This window comes from Kitasatospora sp. NPDC089509, from assembly GCF_044749365.1.
Lineage (GTDB): Bacteria > Actinomycetota > Actinomycetes > Streptomycetales > Streptomycetaceae > Kitasatospora.
Genome location: NZ_JBIVHS010000008.1, coordinates 279,116 through 306,002, shown reverse-complemented (window position 1 = coordinate 306,002; position 26,887 = coordinate 279,116). Strand labels below are relative to the sequence as shown.

Here is a 26,887-nt window from a genome sequence, read left to right as displayed (position 1 = left end):
GGTAACTCCCCTATCGGGTGGAAGAGATGGACGTCCGTACGCCTCTTCACCCGTTCGTGGCAGGGTCGTTCGTGGCAGGGCCATTCGGGGAGGTGCCAGCCGGGGACGTGCCGTCCGGGGCGAAGCGGGCCGTCAACTCCCCGGCGGTGATCCGCTCCAGCGCGTCCGGAGCGGCGTCCAGCGGCCCCGGGTAGAGCCGGTACAGCGTCCCCTCCGCCCCCGCCGGGGCGGGCACGTCGGCGTGCACCAGGGCCGTGAACGCCCGGACGCCGGTGAGCCGTTCGGCGATCAGCCGGGCGGTGTCGTCGGCCCGCTGCTCGGTGCGGTGGTCACTCCCGTACCGTCCGCGCACCCGCTCGGCGAAGTCGGCCACCGGCTCGTCCGCGCCCCGGCGGTAGCGGTCCAGCCGCTCGCCGTCGCGGTCGCGCACCCACACCTCGTCGCTGCCCGCCGCCGCGGCGGCGCTACCGAGGTCCCACAGGGTGGCCCGGGTGCCGGGGGCGAAGTGGGTCAGCACCGACTCGGCCAGCGCGCCGATCCGGTCACGGTGCCGGTGGAGGTTCTGGAACCCGCTGGTGGAGCTGAGGTTGAGGTCGGTCCAGGTGTACGCGCGGGTCTGGAGGTCGACGATCATCGGCAGGCAGATCCTGGCGTTCCCGGCGAGGTCCAGCCGCTGGCGGACGCTGCGGGGGTGGAAGCTGCCGGTGCGCTGCCGGGCCGCCTCGGAGGGCTTCAGCGACATGAAGCCGGCGAAGGCCTCGGTGAGGTCCTCGAAGGGGACGTCGTTGTAGCTGAACACCACCGCCACGGCGTACCGGGCCCGGGCCTCGCCCAACGACCGCAGGTCGAGGTCGACGAACTCGGTGGCGCCGTGCGGCGGCGGGGCGGTGGTGAAGTCGCCGGAGTGGACGGCGGCCCGCGGCCCGGTGACCAGCCGGGTGTAGTCGCACAGTCCGGTGAAGCGCCACTCCTCGTCGTAGAAGGCGACCGACAGGTCGAGGTCGACCCGCTGGTGCGCGCGCTGCATCCAGTGCACGAACAGTCGCAGGTACTGCCCCGCCGGGAGCCGCTGCACGCTGCCTCGCGGTACCGCCACCAGGGTCTTGGCGGCGGCGCGCTCGGCGAAGGGGACCACCAGGTCGGCGAGGCCGGCGTCCAGCACCGCCACGTCGTAGCGCCCGCCCTCGCGCGCCGACCGCCCGGCCCGGCGCAGCAGTTCGGCCTCGATCAGGGCGCAGACCGGCGCGCTGAGCCCGGCCGGGACGGGCTTGCCCCAGTCGTGCCGGGTGTGCGCGGCGGCGACCCGGCCGCGCGGGAAGTACAGCCGCTGCTCGCCGATCCGACGCGGTGCGCGCAGCCGCCCGTACGCGCCGAGCAGCGGTCCGGGGGCGACGGCGCGCAGGGCCGCGGGCAGCACCTCGGCGAGGTCGGCGGGCAGCGGTTCGCCGGGCCGCCCGGCGGCGTGCACCCGCAGCAGGTGGTGCAGTCGGCGGACCAGCTCGCCGGGGCGGCGGGCCAACAGCCGGACGGCGGTGGACGGGTCGCCCTGGGCCAGGGCGCGTTCGACCCGGGCGGCGGAGGTCTCCACGGTCAGCCGGGTGTGGCCGCCGGGTGTCTCCCGCACCCGCAGCGGGGCGGGGGCCTCGCGCAGTTCCGGGCCGAGGCCGTGCAGGTCCAGGTCGCTCTGCCGCAGCACGGCGAAGGCGGCCGCGGCGTACGGGAAGCGGGTGCGGTGCTCGTACGGGTGGAGGAGTTCGCCGGCTCGCAGCCAGGCGGCGCGGTGGCGGCGCAGGTCCTCGGCGAGGGTGCCGACCGGGAACGCGTCCAGGACGGCGAGGAGTTCGCGGCGCAGCGGCCGGGGCAGGTTGCGCAGGCGCAGTCCGCGGGCGGTCTCCGGGAGCAGGTCGGGCTCGGCGCCGGACCAGGCCCAGAGCAGCCGCAGGACGTCGGTGGCGGTGGTGAGGTGCTCGGCGAGCAGCGGGCGGGTGCGCTCCGGGTCGCGGCGCAGCAGGGCGGCCAGGACGGTGGCGCGGGTCTCCCGGACCGGGATGGCCGTGGGCAGCCAGCCGGCCGGGTCGGCGGGGGCCCGGTCGAGCAGCTGGGCGAGGTCCTCGCGGTCCTGTGGGGCGAGCGGGGTCCGCCGGGCGAGCAGGGCGGCCAGCGCGGCGCCGATGAGCGTGTCCGGGTCGGCGGCCTCGGCGAGGCGCAGCGGCTTGAGCGTCCGGCCGGGCCCGAGGTCGCGGGCGGCCTTGCGGGCGGCCCTGGTGTCGGGGTCGAGGCGGCCGGGCTCGTCCAGCGGGGTTCGGCAGAGCGGGCACCGCGGCTCGCCGCCGTCGGCGAGCTCCTGGTAGCACTCGCCGCAGAGCAGGTGGGCGCAGGGGGCGAGGGCCCCGATGCCGGCTTCCAGGCTGGAGCGTTCGCAGAGCAGGCAGAGCTGGTCGGCCTGGCAGAGCAGGTGGCCGCGGACGGCGGCCGAGTAGTCGGCGTGGGCGTGCGCGGGCACGCCCTCGGGGAAACGGCGGAACAGCGGCTGGTGGCGGCGGTCGGCGCCGAGCAGGGCGTCGATCCCGGCGAGCAGCCGGGTGCCGGCCTCGGCGAGGTCGGCCGGGCGCAGCCGGCCGAGGGCGTCGCGCAGCGGCTTGGTCAGCACGTGGCCGCGCTGCACCAGGTCGGCTTCCAGGGCGACCAGGCCCCGGGCCGTCCACGGGTCGGGTTCGCCGGGTGCGGCCCCGGGCGCGACCAGGACCTGTCCGTGGCGCCGCAGCAGGTAGGCGTCCAGCGCGTTGCCGGGCCCCTCGGCGACCTTCGACCTGTTCACTCCGCTGCTCCCCCGGCTGGATATGACAAAGCGGGGGCGGAGAGTGGGCGCGCTGGGTCATTTTAAGAGATGAGAGAAGGAAGCACGCCGCGGAGCCGCCCCCGCGTGGATAACCCTAGTGGGGCCGACTCCCGGTCTCGAACGGGTTTTCCGCCTCCGCCCCCTTCCTACTCATGAGTAGCTTCGCTACAGTGGCCGGACACGCACCACCGCCGGGCTTCGGGAGCCGCACCGGCGGGAGGTCGCGGTCGTCGTGTCTGCGACGCCCGCGCAGTGCGCCTTCACCGGTCGGTGCCGCGAACCGCGGCCGGGACCGGGTCTCTCTCCTCGTATCAGCGCCGCCTTCACCCCCGAGCGCCTGAGTACCACGGCACACCCACGGATCGGCCGGAGCGGACCGGCCGTCGTCGGGCTGCGCCGAACCCGTCATCTCCCCAAGCCCCCGCGCGTGGACCCTCCTCCGGCGGCGGCCGCCCCCGTTTCGCCGACGAGTGCGGCGGCCCGCCCGCCGGAGCACGCGCGGGCCATTCATGACTAGGAGTCAGGACAGATGGAGCGTCCCTTCCCCACCGTGGCCGTCGTCGGCCTCGGCACGATGGGTGCCGGTGTCGCGGTGGCGGTCGCCAGGAGCGGCCGCCGGGTGATCGGCATCGAGGCCGGCGCGGACTCGGCCGCCCGGGCGCTGGCCCGGATCGAGGAGGCGACCGCGCACGCGGTCGCCCGGGAGCGGATCACCGCCGAGGAGCGGACCGCGCTGCTGGAGCGGATCTCGGTCGGGCACGCGCTGGCGGCGGCCGCCGACGCGGACCTGGTGATCGAGGAGGTCCCCGAGCAGCTGGAGCTGAAGCGGGAGGTCTTCGCCGAGCTGGACCGGATCTGTCCGGAGACCACGGTGCTGGCCACCGGCACCACCGCCCTGTCGGTGACCCGGATCGCCGCCGCGACCTCCCGCCCGGAGCGGGTGCTCGGCCTGCACTTCTTCAACCCGGTGCACTCGATGAAGCTGGTCGAGGTGGTCCGCACCGTGCTGACCTCCCCGCAGACCGCCGAGGACGCCGCCGCGTTCGCCCGTGACCTGGGCAAGGAGCCGGTGGCGGCCGGCGACCGGGCCGGCTTCGTGGTGAACGGCCTGCTGTTCGCGTACCTGAACCAGGCCGCCTCGATGTACGAGTCCAAGTACGCCTCCCGGGAGGACATCGACGCGGCGATGCGGCTCGGCTGCGGCCTGCCGATGGGCCCGCTGGCGCTGCTCGACCTGATCGGCGTCGACATCGCGCGCACCGTGCTGGAGGCGATGTACGAGCAGTCCCGGGACCGGCTGCACGCGCCCGCGCCGATCCTCGGCCAGCTGGTCTCGGCCGGACTGCTGGGCCGCAAGTCCGGGCGCGGTTTCTACACCTACGAGGCGCCGGGCTCGTCCAGGGTGGTGGACGCGGCGACCGGCCCGGCCGCCCCGAAGGTGCCCGGCCGTGCGGTGCGCACCGTCGGCGTCTGCGGCTCGGGCACGATGGCCACCGGCATCGCCGAGGTGTTCGCCAAGGCCGGGCACCCGGTGCTGCTGGCCGCCCGCAGCCAGGAGAAGGCCGAGCGGGCGAGGGCGCAGCTGGCCAAGTCGCTGGAGCGCTCGGTCACCAAGGGCCGGCTGACCGAGGAGCAGCGGGACGCCGCGCTGGCACTGGTCACCCCGGTCGGCGGGTACGCCGAGCTGGCCGACGTCGACCTGGTGGTCGAGGCGGTCGCCGAGGACCTGGCGGTCAAGCGGGAGCTGTTCGCCACCCTGGACAAGATCGTCCGCCCGGGCGCGGTGCTCGCCACCACCACCTCCTCGCTGCCGGTGATCAGCTGCGCGACCGCCACCTCGCGGCCGCAGGACGTGATCGGCATGCACTTCTTCAACCCGGCCCCGGCGATGAAGCTGGTCGAGGTGGTCTCCACCGTGCTGACCGCCCCCGACGTCACCGCGACGGTGCTGGAGCTGACCGCGAAGGTGCGCAAGCACCCGGTGGAGTGCGGTGACCGGGCCGGTTTCATCGTCAACGCGCTGCTGTTCCCCTACCTGAACGACGCGGTGCGGATGCTCCAGGAGCACTACGCGACGGTGGACGACATCGACACCGCGATGAAGCTGGGCTGCGGCTACCCGATGGGCCCGTTCGAGCTGCTGGACGTGGTCGGCCTGGACGTCTCGCTGACCATCGAGCAGGTGCTGCACCAGGAGTTCCGCGAGCCGGGCCTGGCCGCGGCGCCGCTGCTGGAGCACCTGGTGGCGGCCGGCTGTCTTGGCCGCAAGACCGGCCGCGGCTTCCGCGACCACGCGCGCCGATGACCACCTCACGGGCCGGGGGCGAGCTGCCGCCGTACGAGGCCGGACCGGGCCCGTACGGTGGCGGCGCGGCGCCCCGCGGCAACGGCGCGGCCTACGGGAACGGGACCGCCCCCGGCGGCCCCGGCTGGTCGCCGGGGGCGGTGTCCGCGCGCTGGCCGAGACCGGCCGTGACCGGCCCGGTCACGCCGGTGCGCCGGGGAAGGGCCGTGGTCACACCAGCCGGGCCGTGTAGCGTTCCGGGCATGGATCGGGTTCAGTCAACCACCCCTCAGCACTCCGCCGGACCGCGCGGCGCCGACCGGACGGCCGGCCCGTCCGGGGGCGCAGCGCCGGAGGCCGGCCCGGGCAGTCGCCGGGCGGCGGCGCAGCGTCAGCAGATGCGCCAGGACCTGGCCACGGCCGCGATGGAGCTGTTCGCCTCGCAGGGCTACGAGGAGACCACGGTCGACCAGATCGCCGCGGCCGCCGGGGTGGCCCGGCGCACCTTCTTCCGGTACTTCCGGTCGAAGGAGGAGGCGATCTTCCCCGATCACGACGACACCCTGGTCCGGGTGGCCGACCTGCTGGCCAGCGCCGAGCCGGAGGAGCACCCGCTGGACGTGGTCTGCCGCGGCATCAAGGAGGTGCTGCGGATGTACGCCTCCACTCCGGGGGTGTCGGTCGCGCGGTACCAGTTGATCCGTCAGGTCCCGACGCTGCGCGAGCGGGAGATCGCCGTCGTGGCCCGGTACGAGCGGCTGTTCACCCGGTACCTGCTGGGCCGTTTCGACACCGGCGAGCCGATCCCCTCGGGCTGGCAGCGCGGCGGCGAGGACGACTCGATGCTGGCCGAGGTGTCGGCGGCGGCGGTGGTCGCGGCGCACAACCACGTGCTGCGGCGCTGGCTGCGGGCCGGCGGCCGGGGGGACGTGGAGGCGCAGCTGGACCACTCCTTCGAGGTGATCCGGCGGACCTTCTGGGCGGCCAGTGCACCGGGTGCCAGACGGCGCGGCTCGGTAGTGGCACCGGGTGCCACTGGGGGCCCTGAGGACGAAGTAGCGGAAAGCGCACTGAGTGCCAGCCCCGGAGGTGAGGTGCTCATCACAGTCGCCCGAACGGACGCTCCACTGGAGGTCGTGGTGGACAGCATCCGGGCCGCACTGAGTGGTGCCCAGGGTCACTGAGGGCCATATAACCGCAGGTCAGAGGTGCACGGAGGGCCCGCGTCGAACCATCGGCGCGGGCCCTCGGCATGCCCCCGTCAGGCGTGTTCCGAGGCCTTCCGGTGCTCCGGAATTCATGACACCCGGTGTCTTTACGAGTGGCACAGGGTGCCACTACCGTGTTCTCCACCAGGTCGCGGCGCCGCGGCTCCCCACCTCGGCGCGCCGTCGTCCGGCGTTCCCACACCCCGGGAACAGTGCCAGACCAGCACTGCCAGACCCGCCCGGACCGACTCCCGGGCGGACCGCCTGACCGTCCGACCGCCCACCACCCACCTCAGCGAAGCCGGTGTCCGCTCCCGGCTCCCCCAGACGCCCTGTGCCCTTCACACAGGTACGCCTTCGGAGGCAGCCATGCAGGAAATCCTCGACGCGATCCTCAGCCCCGACACCACGTCGGCGGACTTCGCGGCGATCAAGCTCCCCGAGTCCTACCGGGCGGTCACGCTCCACAAGGACGAGGAGCAGATGTTCGCGGGCCTCGACAGCCGCGACAAGGACCCCCGCAAGTCCCTTCACCTCGACGAGGTCGCCCTGCCGGAGCTGGGCCCCGGCGAGGCGCTGGTCGCCGTCATGGCCAGCTCGGTGAACTACAACACCGTGTGGAGCTCGATCTTCGAGCCGGTCTCCACCTTCGGCTTCCTGGAGCGCTACGGCCGGCTGTCCCCGCTCACCAAGCGCCACGACCTGCCGTACCACGTGCTCGGATCCGACCTCGCGGGCGTGGTGCTGCGCACCGGAGCCGGCGTCAACTCCTGGAAGCCCGGCGACGAGGTCGTCGCCCACTGCCTCTCGGTCGAGCTGGAGTCCCCGGACGGCCACAACGACACGATGATGGACCCGGAGCAGCGCATCTGGGGCTTCGAGACCAACTTCGGCGGCCTGGCCCAGATCGCCCTGGTGAAGACCAACCAGCTGCTGCCCAAGCCCAAGCACCTCAGCTGGGAGGAGGCCGCCTCCCCCGGCCTGGTCAACTCCACCGCGTACCGCCAGCTGGTCTCGCGCAACGGCGCGGGCATGAAGCAGGGCGACAACGTGCTGATCTGGGGCGCCAGCGGCGGCCTCGGCTCGTACGCCACCCAGTACGCGCTGGCCGGCGGCGCCACCCCGATCTGCGTGGTCTCCAGCGAGGCCAAGGCCGACATCTGTCGGGCCATGGGCGCCGAGGCGATCATCGACCGCTCGGCCGAGGGCTACAAGTTCTGGAAGGACGAGCACAACCAGGACCCGCGCGAGTGGAAGCGCCTGGGCGGCAGGATCCGCGAGTTCACCGGCGGCGAGGACGTCGACATCGTCTTCGAGCACCCGGGCCGGGAGACCTTCGGCGCCTCGGTGTACGTCACCCGCAAGGGCGGCACCATCGTCACCTGCGCCTCCACCTCCGGCTACATGCACCAGTACGACAACCGCTACCTGTGGATGTCGCTCAAGCGGATCGTCGGCTCGCACTTCGCCAACTACCGCGAGGCCTACGAGGCCAACCGCCTGATCGCCAAGGGCAAGATCCACCCGACCCTGTCCAAGGTCTACTCCCTGGAGGAGACCGGCCAGGCCGCCCTCGACGTGCACCACAACAAGCACCAGGGCAAGGTCGGCGTGCTCTGCCTGGCCCCCGAACCGGGCCTGGGCGTGCGCGACGCGGAACTGCGCGAGCAGCACCTGCCGGCCATCAACCGCTTCAGGAACGTGTGAGACCACTCCGATGACCGAGCCCCAGAAGCGCGACCGGCCCTGGCTGATGCGCACCTACGCCGGACACTCCACCGCGAGCGACTCCAACGCGCTCTACCGGCGGAACCTGGCGAAGGGCCAGACCGGCCTGTCCGTCGCCTTCGACCTGCCGACCCAGACCGGCTACGACTCCGACCACATCCTCGCCCGCGGCGAGGTGGGCCGGGTCGGCGTCCCGGTCGGCCACGTCGGCGACATGCGCACCCTGTTCGACGGCATCCCGCTCGAACAGACCAACACCTCCATGACGATCAACGCCACCGCGATGTGGCTGTTGGCGCTCTACCAGGTGGTCGCCGAGGAACAGGGCGCCGACATCGGCAAGCTCACCGGCACCACCCAGAACGACATCGTCAAGGAGTACCTGTCGCGCGGGACCCACGTGTTCCCGCCCGGCCCGTCGGTGCGCCTGATCACCGACATGATCGCCTACACGGTCGGCAACATCCCCAAGTGGAACCCGATCAACATCTGCAGCTACCACCTCCAGGAGGCCGGGGCCACGCCCGTCCAGGAGATCGCCTACGCGATGTGCACCGCCATCTCGGTGCTCGACGCCGTCCGCGACTCCGGGCAGGTGCCCGCCGAGCGGATGGGCGACGTGGTCGCCCGGATCTCCTTCTTCGTCAACGCCGGCGTGCGCTTCGTCGAGGAGATGTGCAAGATGCGCGCCTTCGCCCGGCTCTGGGAGAAGGTCACGCTGGAGCGCTACGGGGTCACCGACCCCAAGCAGCGCCGCTTCCGCTACGGCGTCCAGGTCAACTCGCTGGGCCTGACCGAGGCCCAGCCGGAGAACAACGTCCAGCGGATCGTGCTGGAGATGCTGGCCGTCACGCTGTCCAAGGACGCCCGCGCCCGGGCCGTCCAACTCCCGGCCTGGAACGAGGCGTTGGGCCTGCCCCGGCCCTGGGACCAGCAGTGGTCGCTGCGCATCCAGCAGGTGCTGGCCTACGAGTCGGACCTGCTGGAGTACGGCGACATCTTCAACGGCTCCGAGGTGATCGAGGCCAAGACCGCCGCGCTGCTGGCCGGCTCCGAGGCGGAGATCGCCAAGGTGCTGGAGATGGGCGGCGTCATACCGGCCGTGGAGTCCGGCTACCTGAAGTCCAACCTGGTCGCCTCGCACGCCGCCCGCCGGGCCCGGATCGAGTCCGGCGAGGACAAGATCATCGGCGTCAACTGCTTCGACACCACCGAGCCCAGCCCGCTCACCGCCGACCTCGACACCGCGATCATGGTGGTCGACCCGGCCTCCGAGCAGTCCGTGCTCGCCGCCCTGGAGGCCTGGCGCGGACAGCGCGACGAGGCCGCCGCCCAGGAGGCGCTGGCCGGGCTCAAGGAGGTCGCCGCCACCGAGGCCAACCTGATGCCGGCCACCCTGGCCTGCGCCCGGGCCGGGGTCACCACCGGCGAGTGGTCCTTCGCCCTGCGCGAGGTGTTCGGCGAGTACCGCGCCCCCACCGGCGTGGGCGGCGCGCCCGTCGCGGTCGCCGCCGAACCGGGCGGGGAACTGGAGCAGGTCCGCGCCGCCGTCGCCGCCACCGCCGAGGAGCTGGGCGCCGGCAAGCTGCGCCTGCTGGTCGGCAAGCCCGGCCTGGACGGACACTCCAACGGCGCCGAGCAGATCGCCGTCCGGGCCCGCGACGCCGGGTTCGAGGTGGTCTACCAGGGCATCCGGCTCACCCCGGAGCAGATCGTCTCCGCCGCCGTGGCCGAGGACGTGCACTGCGTGGGCCTGTCCATCCTCTCCGGCGCCCACACCGAGCTGGTGCCCGACGTCCTGAAGCGGCTGCGCCGCGCGGGGGTGGAGGATGTCCCGGTGATCGTGGGTGGCATCATCCCGGCAGCGGACGGCGAGGCCCTCAAGGCCGCCGGCGTCGCCGCCGTGTTCACCCCGAAGGACTTCGGCATCACCACCATCATCGGCCGGATCGTGGACGAGATCCGCCTGGCCAACCGGCTCCAGCCGTGGACACCCGCACCGACCGCGGCCACCAGCTGACCACTGGAAGGAACAGACCCACCCTCATGACCTCTGTCAACCGCCTGCGCCCGCGCCGCTCCTGCCTCGCCGTGCCGGGCAGCAACCCGCGCTTCCTGGAGAAGGCCCAGGGCCTCCCGGCCGACCAGGTCTTCCTCGACCTGGAGGACGCCTGCGCCCCGCTGGCCAAGGAGGGCGCCCGCCACCTCATCGTCGACGCGCTCAACAACGGCGACTGGAGCGGCAAGACCCGCGTCGTCCGGGTCAACGACTGGACCACCCACTGGACCTACCGCGACGTGATCACCGTGGTCGAGGGCGCCGGCCCCAACCTGGACTGCATCATGCTGCCCAAGGTCCAGGACGCCGAGCAGGTCAAGGCGCTCGACCTGCTGCTCACCCAGATCGAGAAGACCATGGGCTTCGAGGTCGGCCGGATCGGCATCGAGGCGCAGATCGAGAACGCCAAGGGCCTGATCAACGTCGACGCCATCGCCGAGGCCTCGCCCCGGCTGGAGACCATCATCTTCGGCCCCGCCGACTTCATGGCCTCGATCAACATGAAGTCCCTGGTGGTCGGCGAGCAGCCGCCCGGCTACGGCGCCGACGCCTACCACTACATCCTGATGCGCATCCTGATGGCCGCCCGCGCCAACGACCTCCAGGCGATCGACGGCCCGTACCTGCAGATCCGCAACCAGGAGGGCTACCGCGAGGTCGCCCGCCGCTCGGCCGCCCTCGGCTTCGACGGCAAGTGGGTGCTGCACCCGGACCAGGTCGCCGCCGCGAACGAGATCTACTCGCCCTCGCAGGAGGACTACGACCACGCCGAGCTGATCCTCGACGCCTACGACTACTGCACCTCGGAGGCGGGCGGCGCCAAGGGCTCCGCGATGCTCGGCGACGAGATGATCGACGAGGCCAGCCGCAAGATGGCCCTGGTCGTCGCCGGCAAGGGCCGGGCCGCCGGCCTGCAGCGCACCACCAAGTTCGAGATCCCGGAAAGCTGAGGGCCTGAGCCATGCAGTTCGGACGCACCTACGAGGAGTTCGAGGTCGGCGCGGTCTACAAGCACTGGCCCGGGAAGACCGTCACCGAGTACGACGACCACCTCTTCTGCCTGCTCACCATGAACCACCACCCGCTCCACATGGACACCAACTATGCGGAGAAGACCACGGACTTCGGCCGGAACGTCGTGGTGGGCAACTACATCTACTCGCTGCTGCTCGGCATGTCCGTCCCGGACGTCTCCGGCAAGGCGATCGCCAACCTGGAGATCGAGTCGCTGCGCCACATCGCGCCGACCTTCCACGGCGACACCCTGTACGGCGAGACCACCGTCCTGGACAAGTGGCCGTCCAAGTCCAAGGACGACCGCGGCATCGTCCACGTCGAGACCAAGGGCTACAAGCAGGACGGCACGGTCGTCTGCGTCTTCCGCCGCAAGGTGATGGTGCCGACCGCGACGTACATCAAGGAGCGCGGCGGCGAGCAGCCCGGCCGCCCCGAGCCGCTTTCCTGAACACTCCCTCCCTCAGGGCTCCCCTATATAGGGGAGCCCGCAGACCCCGGACGGGAAGGCCGCCGTCATCGGCCGACCCCCACCCGGTCGGGGGCCCTGCTGCCGCAGCCACGCCGGCAGGGCCCCCGGAAATCCCCCCCCCCGCTCTTTCCCAGACATTCCGGAGCCGCACGATGGGACGCCTCGCACAGACCGACGGCCTCACCGAGATCCAGCGGGACATCCTCGCCACTGTGCGGGATTTCGTCGACCGGGAGATCATCCCGGTCGCGACCGAGCTGGAGCACAAGGACGAGTACCCGACCGCCATCGTCGAGGGCATGAAGCAGCTCGGGCTGTTCGGCCTCACCATTCCCGAGGAGTACGGCGGCCTCGGCGAGTCGCTGCTCACCTACGCCCTGGTGGTCGAGGAGATCGCCCGCGGCTGGATGTCGGTCTCCGGCATCGTCAACACCCACTTCATCGTGGCGCACATGATCAACGCCCACGGTACCCAGGAGCAGAAGGAGTACTTCCTGCCCCGGATGGCCGCCGGTGAAATCCGCGGCGCCTTCTCGATGTCCGAGCCCGGCCTCGGCTCCGACGTTTCCGCCATCTCCACCAAGGGCGTCAAGGACGGCGAGGACTACGTCCTCAACGGCCAGAAGATGTGGCTCACCAACGGCGGCACCTCCACCGTGGTCGCGCTCCTGTGCAAGACCGACGAGGGCGGCGACACCCCGTACAAGAACATGACCACCTTCCTGATCGAGAAGACGGCCGGCTTCGGCCCGAACCCGACCGTCCCCGGCCTCACCGTGCCCGGGAAGATCGAGAAGATGGGCTACAAGGGCGTCGACACCACCGAGCTGGTGCTGCAGGACGTGCGGATTCCGGCCAACCGTGTCCTCGGCGGGGCTCCGGGCCGCGGTTTCTACCAGATGATGGACGGCGTCGAGGTCGGCCGGGTCAACGTCGCCGCCCGCGGCTGCGGCGTCGCCCGCCGCGCCTTCGAGCTCGGCATCACCTACGCCCAGCAGCGCTCCACCTTCGGCAAGAAGATCGCCGAGCACCAGTCGATCCAGTTCAAGCTCGCCGAGATGGCCACCAAGGTCGAGGCCGCCCACCAGATGATGGTGATGGCCGCCCGCAAGAAGGACGGCGGCGAGCGCAACGACCTGGAGGCCGGCATGGCGAAGTACCTGGCCTCGGAGTACTGCAAGGAGGTCGTCGAGGACGCCTTCCGGATCCACGGCGGCTACGGCTTCTCCAAGGAGTACGAGATCGAGCGGCTCTACCGCGAGGCCCCGATGCTGCTCATCGGTGAAGGAACTGCGGAGATCCAGAAGATGATCGTCGGACGCCGGCTCCTGGAGGAGTACAGGATCGCCGAGTGACGACCCGGGCTCCCGGCTCCGGCGCCGGGAACGCGGAGTGATCACGGGGTCGTCCGGATTGACGGACGACCCCCTCCGAACCGCCGGTCGACGGGCGTGCGGGCCCGTCCCGGCAGAGCGCCGTGCCAGCCACGGACCCGGCCTGGTCCGCCGGGTCCGGCACGGCCTCCGGACAGCGGCCGCAGGGCGTACAGCTGCAGCGACGCGCCCTGCGGCCGCTTCCGTACACCCACGACCCCCGGTACGGCCCGTGTCCCCCTCCGGGTTCCGATCGCCGCCCTGCTGAGACAAGAGTCACCAGCCGTGTCCGGTCCCTTGGGAACCGGACCGGGGCGAGCTACGGTCGTAGAGGCGGGACGCGTGTACGCGCTCCCACCGGACACATGAACGAGCAGGCGGGTTGCCCACCCACCGTGTGCTCCCGATAGCATCCACCGGGACAGCAAGCCGTCCCTCTATTACCGATCCCGCGGTGGCCCCCGTCCAGCGGCCATGATCCCCCGCGACAAAGGTCTTCGATGCCCATCAGCCCGTCCCCTCACACCTCCGTCACGGACCGCGATGCCCTCGCCGCCCCGACGGCCGGTCGGCGACCCCGCGTGACCATCGCGCGCGGAGCCACCCCCTGGTTCGTCCCCACCCTCGCCACGGCCGCCGTGACCACCGCCCTCACCCGGCGCAACGGCAAGTGGGCCCTGGCTGCGGTACCGGCCTGCGCGCTCGGCGCGGGCATGCTGTGGTTCTTCCGCGACCCCGAGCGTGAGATCGGCACGGGCAGAGTGATCTCCCCCGCCGACGGCGTGGTCCAGAGCATCGACGCGTGGCCGGACGGCCGCACCCGCGTCGCGATCTTCATGAGCCCGCTGAACGTCCACGTCAACCGGGCGCCCCTGCCGGGCACGGTGACGTCGGTCGAGCACGTCGCGGGCGGCTTCGTGCCGGCGTTCAACAAGGACAGCGACCAGAACGAGCGGGTCGTCTGGCACTTCGACACCGAGCTCGGCGACATCGAGATGGTGCAGATCGCGGGGGCCGTGGCCCGTCGCATCGTGCCGTACACGGCCGCCGGAACCAAGGTCGAGCAGGGCGAACGGATCGGCCTGATCCGGTTCGGGTCCCGGGTCGACACCTACCTGCCGGCCGGCGTCGAGGTCGGCGTCGAGGTCGGCCAGAAGACCACAGCCGGGGTGACGCGCCTTGACCGTGACTGATCCTGAAACAATCGTCGGCCTGGACGACGAGGAGACGGCCCTGCGCCGTCGCCGCTGGGCGCGCGACCGCGAGCTGCGGGCACCGCGTTCCCCCCAGCACCTGTCCACCGCCGACTTCCTGACCCTGGGGAACGCCGTCTGCGGCTTCCTGGCGATCTACTCGATCACCACCGGGGTCCTGGTCCCGCACATCACCAACCCGGACGCCGCTCCGGACCGGCACAGCGCCGCCACCGCGGTGACGCTGCTGCTGATCGGCTCGATGTGCGACCTCTTCGACGGGCTGGTGGCGCGGAAGCTCCGCTCCTCCGCCCTCGGAGCGGAACTCGACAACCTGGCCGACCTGATCAGCTTCGGCATCGCGCCGGCCTACTTCGTCGCGGTCTGGGGCATGGTCTCCCAGGGCTCCAACACCAAGCTCTCGGCGCTGATCGCGCTGACCGTGCTGCTCGCGGTGGTCCTGCGGCTGGCCCGCTTCTCGGCCGTCAAGATGCGGCCCGGGGTGTTCCAGGGCATGCCCTGCCCGATGGGCGCGATGACGGTCATCGCCATCGTGCTGCTCGACCCGCCGTTCCTGCCCGGTCTGCTCGCCATCTTCGGCGCCGCGTACCTCATGGTCAGCCGGATCGAGTACCCGAAGCCGCAGGGGCTGCTGGCCACCGCCACGCTCTGCTGGGTCGTCGTGGCGATCGGCTGCCTGGCCGCCTGGGCGACCGGGCTGCCCGGGGGCGACACCCTGATGCACGTCGGCGCCTTCGCCCAGATCACGCTCGCGGCCATGGCGCCGCTGCTGGTCATCCGGCGCAAGGTCGGGCAGAAGGTCGGCGACGTCCGCGCCCGGCGGGCGGAGTCGCGGCTCGGCTGAGCCTGCGTCCGCGATCTCGCGATGAGGAAGGGCCCGGAACCTGATGGTTCCGGGCCCTTCCTCGTGCTCGTTGCCGCTCGTGCTCCCGTTCCTGGTCCCGCTGCCGGGTCACGCCCCGCCGGTGTGGACGCTGAAGGCCGAGCGACGGGCCGCCCGGGCCACGCCCGGGTCCGGGTGCACCCCGGAGACCGCCGTCAGCACCGAGGCCGCCCGCGGGTGCCCGGACTGCCGGGCCCGGGCGAACAGCCGCACCGGGTCACCCGCCGCGGCGCCCTCGACGTGGCCGACCAGCAGCTCCGTCTCACCGTGGTCCAGCACCGCGGCCGCGGTGTCCACCCACAGCCAGGCCGCGTCCTCGGCGCCCAGCACGTCCGCCGGGGAGACCCCCTCGTCGGCCCGCTCGGCCAGCCACAGCAGCGCGTACGGGCGCAGCACCGGCGCGTCCACGGCCGCCCGGACCGCCTGCTCGGCGGGCCCGCCGGCCACCCGCAGCGCCTCGAAGGCCAGGCCGCGCACCAGCGCGTCGTCGCCCCGGGCGGCGTCCAGCAGCTCCGCCACCGCGCGGTCCGCCGGGCGGGCCGCCACCCAGGCGCGGAACTCCGCCCGGGCCGGGCCCGGTGAGTAGTCGGCGCAGGCGTTCAGCAGCTCGAAGGCGCTCTGCTCGATGTGCCCGGCCGCGGTCTGGGCGACCGTGCAGATCTCCTCCAGCTTGGCCCGCACCGCCCAGTGGCCCAGCGGGGACAGCTCGGCGGCGGCGTCCCGGCGCACCACGGCACCGACGGCCGCCAGGCCGTCCAGCATCCAGTCCAGGACGGCGGCCACGTCGGAGGGCGCGGGCGGGGTGTCGATCTGCGGCGCCCGGCAGGTGCCGCGCACCGCGGACACCGCCGAGGCGGCGTGCGGGACGGGCGACAGGCCCGGGTTGCCCAGACCGGCGCCGACCCGGCGCTCGTCCAGGCCGCGGCGCAGCAGCTCCAGCAGCTCGCTCTCCTGCACCGGACCGTCCACCAGGTGCAGGAAGGACAGCAGCTGCGGGGCCTGGTCGACGGCCTGGCCGGCCAGGACGGCGAACACCCCGCGCAGCGCGGCGGGCGGGACCGGGGCGAGCAGCGTCCAGGCGTCGAACAGGCCGGACCAGCCGCGCACCACGGCCTCGTCGTCGTGCTCCCAGGCATGCAGGCGCCAGCCGGGGCCGGCTCCGCCGTCCCGGGCCTCCACCAGGCCCACCAGCAGCGCCTGGCCCCAGGCCTTGGCCGCCGCGCCGACCGTCATGGCCAGCGCCCGGCCGGCCGCCCGGGCGTCCTCCGGGAGCAGCTCGCCGCGCTTGTCGACCTCCGCCAGCTCCCCGGCCCAGCGGGCGATCCGGACGGCGTCCACCAGCATCCGACGGGCCAGCGGCGCCAGTTCGGCCGGTGCGGGGAAGCCCTCGGGCACCGGAACCCGGCCCCGGCCGGGCGCCGGCGCCGGCCCTCGTCGCCGGGGTACACCTGCCCCGCCCGGCCTGCCACCGGCGGGCCGGTGGGCCGTACCGGGGAGACGGGTCACCGTCGCACCGGTACCGATCGTCGGCGGGAGCGGGGCATCACGGTCGCGCGGGTTCCGAGACGTCACGTCGAGCAGTCTTCCCCTTGCACCGGCCTTCTGTCACATCCGGTTGTCCGTACGACCGCTCGGCCGGGGACGGGGCCCGGGCGAGACCCAGGCAAGATCGGGCAACAGAGGCAAACCGCCTGGCCGGAAACGTGTGGCGGGGCCATGCCAGGGTGGTGGCGGGGTGTCGCGCTGCCCGTTCGAACGGTCACTCTCCGTGTCCGGGTGGGCGTCGAGGGGCGCGGGGGACGGGGCGGGGTGGAAGCGGAACACCGGGATCCGGCCAGGTCGCGGGCGCCGGCCGGAACGCGGCGCTGCACCGGAAGTCGGCCGGGCCGACTTCCGGTGCGGCGGGTGTCTTCCGGTGCGGGGGGCGTCCGGTGCGGCGGGTGTGACCTCCGGTGCGGCGGGGGGCTCAGAGGAGGGGGGTGAGCCAGCGCCGCAGGAGTTCGCCGTAGTGGTCCGGCGCCGAGTTCCACAGGGCCGCGTGCTCGGCCCCCGGGAAGCGCTGGAGGCTCACCACGTCGTGGCGGGCCGCCGCCAGGCGCTGCACGGTGCCGAAGGGGGCCAGCTGGTCGTCCGGGCTGTGCAGCACCAGCGTCGGGACCCGCAGGTCGGTGCCCTCCGCGAGCCGGGAGAAGTCCGCGAGGTCGACCCCGGTGCGGCCCTGCGCGGCCAGCGCGCCGAGCTCTGCGGCGACCCCGGTGTAACCCGCCCGGGCGGCGTCCCGGCGGGCCGAGGCGGGGAGGTCCAGGACCACCGAGTCGAGCACGATGCCGCGGACCGCCTGGGCCCAGGCCGACCGGGCCGCCGCCTGCAGGACCATGGTTGCGCCCACCGACCAGCCGTAGAGGATCACCCGGCCCGCCCCGCTGTCGAGCGCCAGCCGCACCGCCGACTCGACGTCCCGCCACTCCGTCTCGCCGAAGTGGCTGAGGCCGTCCGGCGAGGCGGGGGCGCCCTCGTCGCCGCGGTAGGTGACGGACAGCACCGGCAGGCCCAGGCGGTGCAGCACCGGCAGGACCGGGAGGGTCTGCTGGCGGTCCGCCTCGGGCCCGTGCACCAGGATCACCCAGGTGCCGCGCGTGCCGTCGACCCGCCAGGCGGGGAGCGGGCCCAGCTCGCCCTCGGCGGCGGTGTCGGTGAAGGACAGGCCGAGCGCCCGGGTCGGATCGCCCAGGTGCACCCGCGGCGTGAAGCGGACCTCGGTGCCGGGGACGAGGGTGCCCCGGTCGGCCCGGACCAGCCGACGGGTGACGCCCTGCTCGTCGCGGTGCAGGATCTCCTCGACCACCGCGTGCCCGCCGTCCTCCCACTCCACGGCCCAGCGGCCCGGCCGCAGGCTCTCGGGGCGCCGGTTGAAGGTGACCCGGCCGGCCGCCAGGCTCTGCACCAGCACCGGCCCGGACTCCGATCCCCCGGCCCCCGGCCCCGCCCCCGGCCGGACCATCCGCTCCGAGGCCCGGCGGCCGATCACCAACACGGCCGCCCCCGCGGCGGCGGCCGCCACGACGGCTGCGGTTCCCCAACGCATCTCGATCCCCGCTCTGTTTCACGCACCGGACGGTTTTCGAGCACCAGTCCACCGGCGCACCGCACCCCCGGCCACCGGGCTGGCCCGTCCGGGGGACGGGGACGGGAGGGGAAGGGAGGGGACGGCGGGTGGGAGGGGACGGGAGGCGGCGGGCCGGGTCAGACGGGGACGGCGGGGTCCCGGGTGCTGAGGAGCTGCCAGAAGCGGGGGGTGAGGGGTGGGGTGGCGGTGCGGGGACCGGCCGTGGCGCCCCAGTAGGTGGGGGCGTGGTGCTCCTGGTGGAGGACCGGGAGGACGGCCGCCAGATCGGCTTCGGGGACGGGGACGAGGCGGGCGATCGGGCGCAGCTGGGACTGCCAGCGGCCGGTCACGCACTGCCGCAGGAGGCGGTCGAGGGCCTCGCCGCGGCCGGTGGCCTCGACCAGCTCGGTGAGCCGCAGGCCCAGGGCCTGGGCGAGGGCGTGGGTCTGGTCCGGCTCGCCGTCCCAGTGGCCGGTCAGTTCGGCCCGCCGGTAGTCGGCCGGCGCCATGCCGACCCGCTCGGCGACGGTCTCCTGGGTGAGCTCGCGGGCCAGCCGGTGGTCGCGCAGGCTCGTCGGCCGGCCGTCCATCAGCTCGGCGACGGGGCACCAGAGGGCGCGGGCCAGCGCGATCAGCTCGGCCTCGCCGGGCCGCGACCCGCCGAGCTCCCAGGCGAGGACGTGACCGGGGAGCAGCCGCACCCCGTGCGCGGCCATCCCCTCGGCGACCTGCTCGGGGGTCAGCCCGAGGCCGGCCCGGTGGGCGCGGGCGGCGCCGGGCGCGAACGGCACCGGGGCGGGGGCGACGGCGGGTGGCTTTCTGCGGCGCATGGCCCGAACCGTAGGCGCGGCCGGCGCGACGCCCCCAGCCGCCGAACGCACGAAGCCGGGCCGGTCGGGCCGCCGCCGCGCTGGGCGATCGCACAGGCCCGGAGCGGGCCGTTCCTGTGACCAACCCCTCCGTGACCTCGGTTGACTCCCGGATCGGGCCCGTGATGGGATCCTGGGGCCAAACGGAGGCATGGAGAGGAAGCCGGTGCGAGTCCGGCGCGGTCCCGCCACTGTCACCGGGGAGCACGCCCGGAAATGCCACGGTGGTCCGTCAGGAGCCGCTGGAAGGCCCGGGGGTGCGTCCGACCCGGAAGCCAGGAGACTCTCGCCCCCGGTACGTCGATCCAGGGCGCGGACCCTGAGTGAGGACACCCACGCGATGCGCGCTGCCCCGCCGGACCCCGACCACCCGCTGCCGTGCGCCCGCTGACCCGCGCCGCCGCCTTCGCGCTGGGGGCCGTCGCGGGCTACGCCGCCGACGCCCGGTTCGCCGACCCGCGCCGCGGCCACCCGGTCGCCCTGTTCGGCAGCGCCGCGACCCGCCTGGAGCGGCGCCTGTGGCGCGACGACCGCGCCGCCGGGGCGGCGTACACCGCGCTGTGCGTGGGCACGGTCGCGGCCGGGGCGCTGGCCCTGGACCGTACGGTCGGCCGGCACCCCCTGGGCCGGGCCGCGCTGGCCGCCGCGGCGACCTGGACGGTGCTCGGCGGCACCTCGCTGACCCGGGAGGCGCGCACCATCGGCCGGTCGCTCGCCGCGGGCGATCTGACGGCGGCCCGGGAGCGGCTGCCGCACCTGTGCGGGCGGGATCCGAGCGCGCTGGACGGGCCGCAGATCGCCCGCGCGGTGGTCGAGTCGGTGGCCGAGAACACCGCCGACGCCGTGGTGAACGCGCTGACCTGGGGCGCCCTGGCGGGCACGCCGGGGCTGCTGGCCTTCCGCGCGGTGAACACCCTGGACGCCATGGTCGGCCACCGCTCGCCCCGCTACGCCCGGTTCGGCTGGGCGTCGGCCCGGCTGGACGACGTCGCGGGCTGGCCGGGCGCCCGGCTGACCGCACTGCTGACGGTGGCCGCCGCGCCCGAACCGCGGACCGCCTGGCGGGTGTGGCGCCGGGACGGCTCCGCGCATCCGAGCCCGAACGCGGGCCAGGCCGAGTCGGCGTTCGCGGGCGCGGTGGGCGTGCGGCTGGGCGGGACTCTTCGGTACCCGCACGAGCCGAAGGGCGCGCCGGAGCCGAAAGCGACGAGCGACAAGCGACCGACGCAGGAGGGAGCGCCGGAGCGTGGGGGCACCTCCCGGCCGCCAGGCTGGGGGAGACCGTCGGCTCCGGGTCAGGAGCGCCCGGAGGCGAGTGCGGAGCCGACTGCCCGAGTGGAGCACCGGCCGGTGCTGGGGGCGGAGCTGCGGCCCGTGACGGTGGACGACATCGAACGGGCCTGCGCGCTGTCCCGGCGGGTGGGCGTGCTGGCGCTGGGTACGTCCGTCGCGGGGCATCTGGCGATCCGTCTGTGGAGGAGGGGCACGGCATGAGCAACGCGCTGCTGGTCGCGGGAACGACCTCGGACGCGGGCAAGAGCGTGGTGACGGCCGGGATCTGCCGTTGGCTGGTCCGGCAGGGGGTGCGGGTCGCGCCGTTCAAGGCGCAGAACATGTCGCTGAACTCCTTCGTCACCGCCGACGGCGCCGAGATCGGCCGGGCCCAGGCGATGCAGGCGCAGGCCGCCCGGGTGGAGCCGGAGGCGGCGATGAACCCGGTGCTGCTGAAGCCCGGCGCGAACGGCCGCAGCCAGGTGGTGCTGCTCGGCAGGGCGGTCGCCGAGGTGGGCGCGCTGGACTACCGGGAGCGCAAGCCCGTCCTGCTGGAGCGCGCCCTGGAGTGCCTGGCGGACCTGCGGGCCCGCTACGACGTGGTGGTCTGCGAGGGCGCCGGGTCGCCCGCCGAGATCAACCTGCGCGACCGGGACATCGCCAACATGGGCCTGGCCACGGCCGCCGCGCTGCCGGTGGTGGTGGTCGGGGACATCGACCGCGGCGGGGTGTTCGCGGCGATGTACGGGACGCTGGCGCTGCTGTCGGCGGAGGACCAGCGGCACGTGGCGGGCTGGTTCGTCAACAAGTTCCGCGGCGACGCCCGGCTGTTGGCGCCCGGGCTGGAGATGCTGCGCGAGCTGACCGGCCGGCCGGTGCTGGGCACCCTGCCGATGCTGCCGGGGCTGTGGCTGGACGCCGAGGACTCGCTGGACCTGTCCACCGTGGCGGACCGGGCGGACGGGCCCGGCCCGCTCGGGGCGGACGTGCTGCGGGTGGCCGTGGTGCGCTTCCCCCGGCTGTCCAACTTCACCGACCTGGACGCGCTGGCGCAGGAGCCGGGCGTGCTGGTGCGCTGGGTGACCCGGCCGGAGGAGCTGGCCGACGCCGACCTGGTGGTGCTGCCCGGCACCCGGGCCACCGTGGCCGACCTGGCCTGGCTGCGCGAGCGCGGCCTGGAGCCGACGCTGAAGGCGCGGGCGGCGGCCGGGCTGCCGATCCTCGGGGTGTGCGGCGGCTACCAGATGCTGGCGCGCTCGATCGAGGACGAGGTGGAGTCCGGGGCCGGGACGGTCGACGGGCTCGGGCTGCTGCCGACGCACGTCCGCTTCGGCGTCGAGAAGGTGCTGGCACGGCCGGTCGGCATGGCCTACGGGCAGCGGGTCGAGGGCTACGAGATCCACCACGGGGTCGTCTCCGTGGAGGGCGGCGAGGCGTTCTTCTCCGATGACCGCGGGCAGGGCCTGGAGGGCTGCCGGGTCGGCCCGGTCCTGGGCACCACCTGGCACGGCGCGCTGGAGAACGACGGCTTCCGCCGTGAACTCCTGCGCGAGGTCGCCGAATCGGCCGGCCGGGCGTTCGTCCCGGCGCCGGACACCTCGTTCGCCGCGGCGCGCGAGGCCCGGCTGGACCGGCTGGGCGACCTGATCGAGGAGCACGCGGACACCGACGCGCTGTGGAAGCTGATCGAGGGCGGGGTGCCGGCGGCCGGAACGCTGCCGTTCCTCCCGCCCGGGGCACCTGGGAGTGACGCATGAGTGACGTCCGCTATCCGTTCACCGCGATCGTCGGCATGGCCGACCTGCGGCTCGGGCTGCTGCTGAACGCGGTCTCGCCGGCCGTGGGCGGCGTGCTGGTGCGCGGCGAGAAGGGCACCGCCAAGTCGACCATGGTGCGCGCGCTGGCCGGGCTGCTGCCCGCCATCGCCGCCGTGGACGGCTGCCGGTTCGCCTGCGACCCGGCCGCGCCGGACCCGCAGTGCCCGGACGGCCCGCACCACGCCCCGGCCGGCTCGGAACGGCCTTCCCAGCTGGTCGAGTTGCCGGTCGGCGTGGCCGAGGACCGGATCGTCGGCTCGCTCGACCTGGAGCGCGCGCTGGCCGAGGGCGTCAAGGCGTACGAGCCGGGGCTGCTGGCCAAGGCGCACCGCGGCGTGCTGTACATCGACGAGGTCAACCTGCTCCAGGACCACGTGGTGGACCTGCTGCTGGACGCCGCCGCGATGGGCCGCTCGTACGTCGAGCGCGAGGGCGTGTCGGTGCGGCACGCGGCGCGGTTCCTGCTGGTCGGCACGATGAACCCGGAGGAGGGCGAGCTGCGGCCGCAGCTGCTCGACCGCTTCGGGCTGACCGTCGAGATCGCCGCCACCCGGGACCCGGCCGAGCGCGCCGAGGTGGTCCGGCGCCGGCTCGCGTACGACGCGGACCCGGCCTCGTTCGCCGCGCGGTTCGCCGAGGACGAGCGGGCGCTCGCCGAACACATCACCGCCGCACGGGAGTTGCTGCCGAAGGTCGAGCTCACCGAGGTGGCACTGCGTCAGATCACCGCCGTCTGCGCGGCGTTCGAGGTGGACGGGCTGCGCGCGGACATCGTGATGGCCCGCACCGCGGTCGCGCTGGCCGCCTGGGCGGGGCGCACGGAGGTGCTGGAGGAGGACGTCCGCAAGGCCGCCCAGCTGGCCCTGCCGCACCGGCGGCGGCGCAACCCCTTCGACGCCCCGGGGCTGGACGAGGAGCAGTTGGACCGGACGCTGGAGGAGCACGCCCAGCCCGACGAACCGCAGCCGGACGACCCGGAGCCGGAGCCCGAGGGCGACGGTCCGGGCGATGACGGCCCGGGCGACGGTGGTCCGGACGGCGGCGGCGACGGCGGCCCCGGCGGTGGTCCGGACGGCGGCGGCGCACCCGAGCCGTCGGCCCCCGAGAACAGCACGGCGGACCCCGCGGCGGACTCCACCGCGGCGCCCGAGGCGCCCGCGCAGCAGCCCGTACCGGCCCAACACCCCTCCCCCGCACGGGAGTCGGCGCCGGTGGCGGCCGGCGACCCGTACCGGACCAGGCTGTTCACCGTGCAGGGCACCGGCCACGGCGCCCAGGGCCGCCGCTCCCCCGCCGAGACCACCGGCGGGCACACCATCCGGGCCCGCCGGCCGCAGGGCATGCTCAGCCGACTGCACCTGACCGCGACCCTCCAGGCCGCCGCGCCGCACCAGGTGGCGCGCGGGCGGGCCGGTCGGGCGCTGGTGCTGCACAAGGACGACTTCCGCGAACAGGTGCGCCAGGGACGGGAATCCAACCTGGTGCTGTTCGTGGTGGACGCCTCCGGCTCGATGGCCGCCCGGCAGCGGATGACCGCCGTCAAGGGCGCGGTGCTGTCGCTGCTGATGGACGCCTACCAGCGCCGGGACAAGATCGGCATGATCACCTTCCGGGGCGCGGACGCCGAGCTGGCACTGCCGCCCACCTCCTCGGTCGAAGTCGGCGCCGCCCGACTGGAGACGCTGCCCACCGGCGGGCGCACCCCGCTGGCGGCCGGCCTGCTGCGCGCCCACGAGGTGCTGCGGGTGGAGCGGCTGCGCGACCCGAACCGGCGGCCGCTGCTGGTCGTGGTGACCGACGGCCGGGCCACCGGCGGGCACGACGCGCTCGCCCGCTCGCAGCGCGCGGCCACGCTGTTCGCCGCCCAGGGCACCGCGAGCGTGGTACTGGACTGCGAGTCCGGACCGGTCCGACTGGGCCTGGCCCGCACCCTCGCCGGGCTGCTCGGCGGCAGCGCCGTCAGCCTGGACGAACTGCGCGCGGAGGGCGTCGCCTCGCTGGTCCGCGCCAACCGTGCCGCGAATCCCGCGACTTCTGCGACTTCTGCGACTTCGATGCGAAAGGCGGCCTGAGCCGACATGCCCAAGGGTGTTCCCGAGAGCGTTCCCGACGACGGCCTGACCACCCGCCAGCGCCGTACCCAGCCGATCACCGCCGTGCACACCGGCCCCGGGAAGGGCAAGTCCACGGCCGCCTTCGGGATGGCGCTGCGGGCCTGGAACCAGGGCTGGTCGGTCGGGGTGTTCCAGTTCGTGAAGTCCGCCAAGTGGAAGGTCGGCGAGGAGAACGCGCTGCGCGTGCTCGGCGCCTCCGGCGAGGGCGGCACCGTCGACTGGCACAAGATGGGCTCCGGCTGGTCCTGGATCCAGCGCTCCGCCGAGCAGGAGATGACCAGCGAGGAGGCGGCCAAGGAGGGCTGGGAGCAGGTCAAGCGGGACCTCGCGGCCGAGACCTACCGCTTCTACGTGCTGGACGAGTTCACCTACCCGATGCACTGGGGGTGGATCGACCCGGCGGAGGTCGTCGCCGTGCTCCGGGACCGCCCGGGCAGCCAGCACGTCGTCATCACCGGCCGGTACGCGCCCGAGGCGCTGACCGACGTCGCGGACCTGGTCACCGAGATGACCAAGGTCAAGCACCCCATGGACGCCGGCCGCAAGGGCCAGCGCGGCATCGAATGGTAGTCCCGCACCAGTGAACGTTCCCCGCCTCGTCATCGCCGCGCCCTCCTCCGGGGCCGGCAAGACCACCGTCGCCACCGGCCTGATCGCGGCACTCGCCGCGCGCGGGCTGGCGGTGTCGCCGCACAAGGTCGGCCCGGACTACATCGACCCGGGCTACCACGCGCTGGCCGCCGGGCGGCCGGGCCGCAACCTGGACGCCTTCATGTGCGGGCCGGAGCGGATCGCGCCGCTGTTCCTGCACGGCGCGGCGGGGGCGGACGTCGCGGTGGTCGAGGGGGTCATGGGCCTGTTCGACGGGGCCTCCGGGCGGGGCGAGCTGGCGTCCACCGCGCACGTGGCCAAGCTGCTGCGGGCGCCCGTGGTGCTGGTCGTGGACGGCTCCTCGCAGTCCCGCTCGGTGGCCGCGCTGGTGCACGGCTTCGCGTCCTGGGACCCGCAGGTGCGGCTGGCCGGGGTGATCCTCAACCGGGTCGCCTCCGACCGGCACGAGCAACTCCTGCGCGAGGCCCTGGAGGAGGGCTCCGGAGTGCCCGTGCTGGGCGCGCTGCGCCGCTCGGCGGCGGTGGCCACGCCGTCCCGCCACCTCGGACTGATCCCGGCGGTGGAGCGCTCGGCGGAGGCGCTGCGGGCCGTCGCGGACATGGGGGCGCTGGTCGCGGCCTCGGTCGATCTGGACGCCCTGCTGGAACTCGCCCGCACCGCGCCGGAGTTGGACGCGGAGCCGTGGGACCCTTCGGCGGAGGTCGCGCCGGTCGCCGGAGTCGGGGGATCCGATGGGTCGCTCGGCGGACGGCCGCGGATCGCGGTGGCGGGCGGCGCGGCGTTCTCCTTCTCGTACGCCGAGAACGCCGAACTGCTCGGCGCGGCGGGCGCGGAGGTGGTCCCCTTCGACCCGCTGCACGCCTCGGCGCTGCCGGCGGGAACGGCAGGGCTGGTCATCGGCGGCGGGTTCCCGGAGCTGTACGTACGGGAGTTGAGCGGGAACGCCGCGCTGCGCGACGCGATCGCCGCGTTCGCCGCGGCCGGCGGGCCGATCGCCGCCGAGTGCGCCGGACTGCTGTACCTGGGGCGGGAGTTGGACGGCCTGCCGATGTGCGGGGTGCTGGACACCAGCGCCCGGATGACCGAACGGCTCACCCTCGGCTACCGGGAGGCCGTCGCCCTGCACGACTCCCCGCTCGCCCCGGCCGGCAGCCGGGTGCGCGGGCACGAGTTCCACCGCACGGTCTGCGAGCCGGGCGCGGGCGACCACCCCGCCTGGGGCTGGCGGCTGCCCACCGGGCCGCGCACCGAGGGCTTCGCCGCGGGCAATGTGCACGCCTCGTACCTGCACCTGCACTGGGCCGGGGCGCCCGCGCTGGCCGTCTCCTTCGCGGCGGCCGCGGCGGAGTTCAGCGCGGGCCGGCGGGACAGCACCGGCTGACGGGACGGCGTCGGCCGGCGGGACAGCACCGGCTGACGCCTGCGGTTAATGCCGGGGCGAGGCGTGCCGCGCACTCCTAGGATGCCCGCATGCCTCATGTGATCGTTCTCAACGGCGGCTCCAGCTCGGGCAAGTCCAGCATCGCCCGACGCCTCCAGGAACTGCTGCCGGAGCCCTGGCTGCACCTCGGCGCGGACACCATGGTGAGCGCGCTGCCGCCGTGGCTGCTCGGCGGCGGCGACGGCATCGGCGGCCTGGACGACGGGGACGGCACGGTGGAGGTCGGGCCGGTCTTCGCCCGGCTGGACGCCGCCTGGACGCTGGGCGTCGCGGCGATGGCCCGGGCCGGGGCCCGGATCGTGGTGGACGAGGTGTTCCTCGGCGGGGCGGCCTCACAGCAGCGGTGGCGCGCGGCGCTGGCGGACCTGGAGGTGCTCTGGGTCGGCGTGCGCTGCGACCCGGCGGTGGCCGCCGCCCGGGAGGCCGCGCGCGGCGACCGGGTCGGCGGGATGGCCGCGGCGCAGGCCGAGTCGGTGCACGAGGGGGTCGGGTACGACCTGGTGGTCGACAGCTCGCGGGCCTCGGTGGACGAGTGCGCGGGGCTGATCCTGGCGCGGATGACGACCGGGAGCTGAGCCGGAC

Annotated in this window: 19 protein-coding genes and 1 riboswitch; of the genes, 15 read left to right on the top strand and 4 right to left on the bottom strand. The window is 74.1% G+C overall.

Translation table 11 applies throughout. From position 1 onward, the window contains the following. Positions 1–46 precede the first annotated feature (46 nt). A complete protein-coding gene (locus ACIP4P_RS20025) occupies positions 47–2,818 on the bottom strand; it encodes an MXAN_6230/SCO0854 family RING domain-containing protein (RefSeq protein ID WP_400920207.1) in 2,772 nt (923 codons plus the stop codon). Between the two features lie 550 nt (positions 2,819–3,368). Here ACIP4P_RS20025 and ACIP4P_RS20020 point away from each other — a divergent pair. The 9 genes from ACIP4P_RS20020 to ACIP4P_RS19980 all read left to right on the top strand — a co-directional run bounded on the left by ACIP4P_RS20020 (position 3,369) and on the right by ACIP4P_RS19980 (position 15,035). Next, positions 3,369–5,144 carry a 3-hydroxyacyl-CoA dehydrogenase family protein gene (locus ACIP4P_RS20020; RefSeq protein ID WP_400920205.1) on the top strand — a complete coding sequence of 592 codons (1,776 nt, stop codon included), beginning with the start codon at positions 3,369–3,371 and terminating at the stop codon, positions 5,142–5,144. 242 nt (positions 5,145–5,386) lie between these two features. Then, positions 5,387–6,307 (top strand): TetR family transcriptional regulator, encoded by a 921-nt coding sequence (locus ACIP4P_RS20015; protein ID WP_400920203.1) that lies wholly within the window; start codon positions 5,387–5,389, stop codon positions 6,305–6,307. Between the two features lie 393 nt (positions 6,308–6,700). Then, on the top strand, positions 6,701–8,038 hold the full coding sequence (ccrA, locus tag ACIP4P_RS20010; protein WP_400920201.1) for a crotonyl-CoA carboxylase/reductase: 1,338 nt from the start codon (positions 6,701–6,703) through the stop codon (positions 8,036–8,038). 10 nt (positions 8,039–8,048) lie between these two features. Then, entirely contained in the window at positions 8,049–10,079 is a 2,031-nt protein-coding gene (locus tag ACIP4P_RS20005) for a protein meaA (protein WP_350511581.1), read from the top strand. A gap of 26 nt (positions 10,080–10,105) precedes the next feature. Continuing rightward, on the top strand, positions 10,106–11,068 hold the full coding sequence (locus ACIP4P_RS20000) for an HpcH/HpaI aldolase/citrate lyase family protein (RefSeq protein WP_400920199.1): 963 nt from the start codon (positions 10,106–10,108) through the stop codon (positions 11,066–11,068). An 11-nt stretch (positions 11,069–11,079) separates the two neighbouring features. Then, complete coding sequence (locus ACIP4P_RS19995; protein WP_350511583.1) at positions 11,080–11,583, top strand: MaoC family dehydratase; 504 nt, start codon at positions 11,080–11,082, stop codon at positions 11,581–11,583. A 173-nt stretch (positions 11,584–11,756) separates the two neighbouring features. After that, on the top strand, positions 11,757–12,959 hold the full coding sequence (locus ACIP4P_RS19990; RefSeq protein WP_350511584.1) for an acyl-CoA dehydrogenase family protein: 1,203 nt from the start codon (positions 11,757–11,759) through the stop codon (positions 12,957–12,959). Positions 12,960–13,477: 518 nt separating this feature from the next. Then, positions 13,478–14,170, top strand: a complete 693-nt coding sequence (locus ACIP4P_RS19985; protein WP_350511585.1) for a phosphatidylserine decarboxylase — start codon at positions 13,478–13,480, stop codon at positions 14,168–14,170. Further along, entirely contained in the window at positions 14,157–15,035 is an 879-nt protein-coding gene (locus ACIP4P_RS19980) for a CDP-alcohol phosphatidyltransferase family protein (protein WP_380463542.1), read from the top strand. The genes ACIP4P_RS19985 and ACIP4P_RS19980 overlap by 14 nt, the downstream gene beginning before the upstream one ends. A 108-nt stretch (positions 15,036–15,143) precedes the next feature. On the opposite strand, the gene ACIP4P_RS19975 is transcribed toward ACIP4P_RS19980, so the two are convergent. The 3 genes from ACIP4P_RS19975 to ACIP4P_RS19965 all read right to left on the bottom strand — a co-directional run bounded on the left by ACIP4P_RS19975 (position 15,144) and on the right by ACIP4P_RS19965 (position 19,010). Next, positions 15,144–16,469, bottom strand: coding sequence for a hypothetical protein (locus ACIP4P_RS19975; RefSeq protein ID WP_400920195.1), 1,326 nt, complete (start codon positions 16,467–16,469; stop codon positions 15,144–15,146). Positions 16,470–17,040: 571 nt separating this feature from the next. Beyond that, on the bottom strand, positions 17,041–18,159 hold the full coding sequence (locus ACIP4P_RS19970; RefSeq protein WP_350511587.1) for a hypothetical protein: 1,119 nt from the start codon (positions 18,157–18,159) through the stop codon (positions 17,041–17,043). 158 nt (positions 18,160–18,317) lie between these two features. Beyond that, positions 18,318–19,010, bottom strand: coding sequence for a helix-turn-helix domain-containing protein (locus ACIP4P_RS19965; protein WP_400920192.1), 693 nt, complete (start codon positions 19,008–19,010; stop codon positions 18,318–18,320). 194 nt (positions 19,011–19,204) lie between these two features. Then, positions 19,205–19,335, top strand: a riboswitch (cobalamin riboswitch). Positions 19,336–19,427: 92 nt separating this feature from the next. Here ACIP4P_RS19965 and ACIP4P_RS19960 point away from each other — a divergent pair. The 6 genes from ACIP4P_RS19960 (at position 19,428) to ACIP4P_RS19935 (ending at position 26,880) form a co-directional block, all read left to right on the top strand. Continuing rightward, positions 19,428–20,543 (top strand): cobalamin biosynthesis protein, encoded by a 1,116-nt coding sequence (locus ACIP4P_RS19960; protein ID WP_400920190.1) that lies wholly within the window; start codon positions 19,428–19,430, stop codon positions 20,541–20,543. Next, positions 20,540–22,078, top strand: coding sequence for a cobyric acid synthase (locus ACIP4P_RS19955; protein ID WP_400920188.1), 1,539 nt, complete (start codon positions 20,540–20,542; stop codon positions 22,076–22,078). The genes ACIP4P_RS19960 and ACIP4P_RS19955 overlap by 4 nt, the downstream gene beginning before the upstream one ends. Beyond that, on the top strand, positions 22,075–24,210 hold the full coding sequence (locus ACIP4P_RS19950) for a putative cobaltochelatase (protein ID WP_400920186.1): 2,136 nt from the start codon (positions 22,075–22,077) through the stop codon (positions 24,208–24,210). The genes ACIP4P_RS19955 and ACIP4P_RS19950 overlap by 4 nt, the downstream gene beginning before the upstream one ends. Before the next feature lie 6 nt (positions 24,211–24,216). Next, a complete protein-coding gene (cobO, locus tag ACIP4P_RS19945) occupies positions 24,217–24,822 on the top strand; it encodes a cob(I)yrinic acid a,c-diamide adenosyltransferase (RefSeq protein WP_350511591.1) in 606 nt (201 codons plus the stop codon). 10 nt (positions 24,823–24,832) lie between these two features. Continuing rightward, entirely contained in the window at positions 24,833–26,245 is a 1,413-nt protein-coding gene (locus ACIP4P_RS19940; RefSeq protein WP_400920184.1) for a cobyrinate a,c-diamide synthase, read from the top strand. 89 nt (positions 26,246–26,334) lie between these two features. Next, positions 26,335–26,880 carry a chloramphenicol phosphotransferase CPT family protein gene (locus ACIP4P_RS19935; protein ID WP_400920182.1) on the top strand — a complete coding sequence of 182 codons (546 nt, stop codon included), beginning with the start codon at positions 26,335–26,337 and terminating at the stop codon, positions 26,878–26,880. The last annotated feature ends 7 nt before the right edge of the window (positions 26,881–26,887 follow it).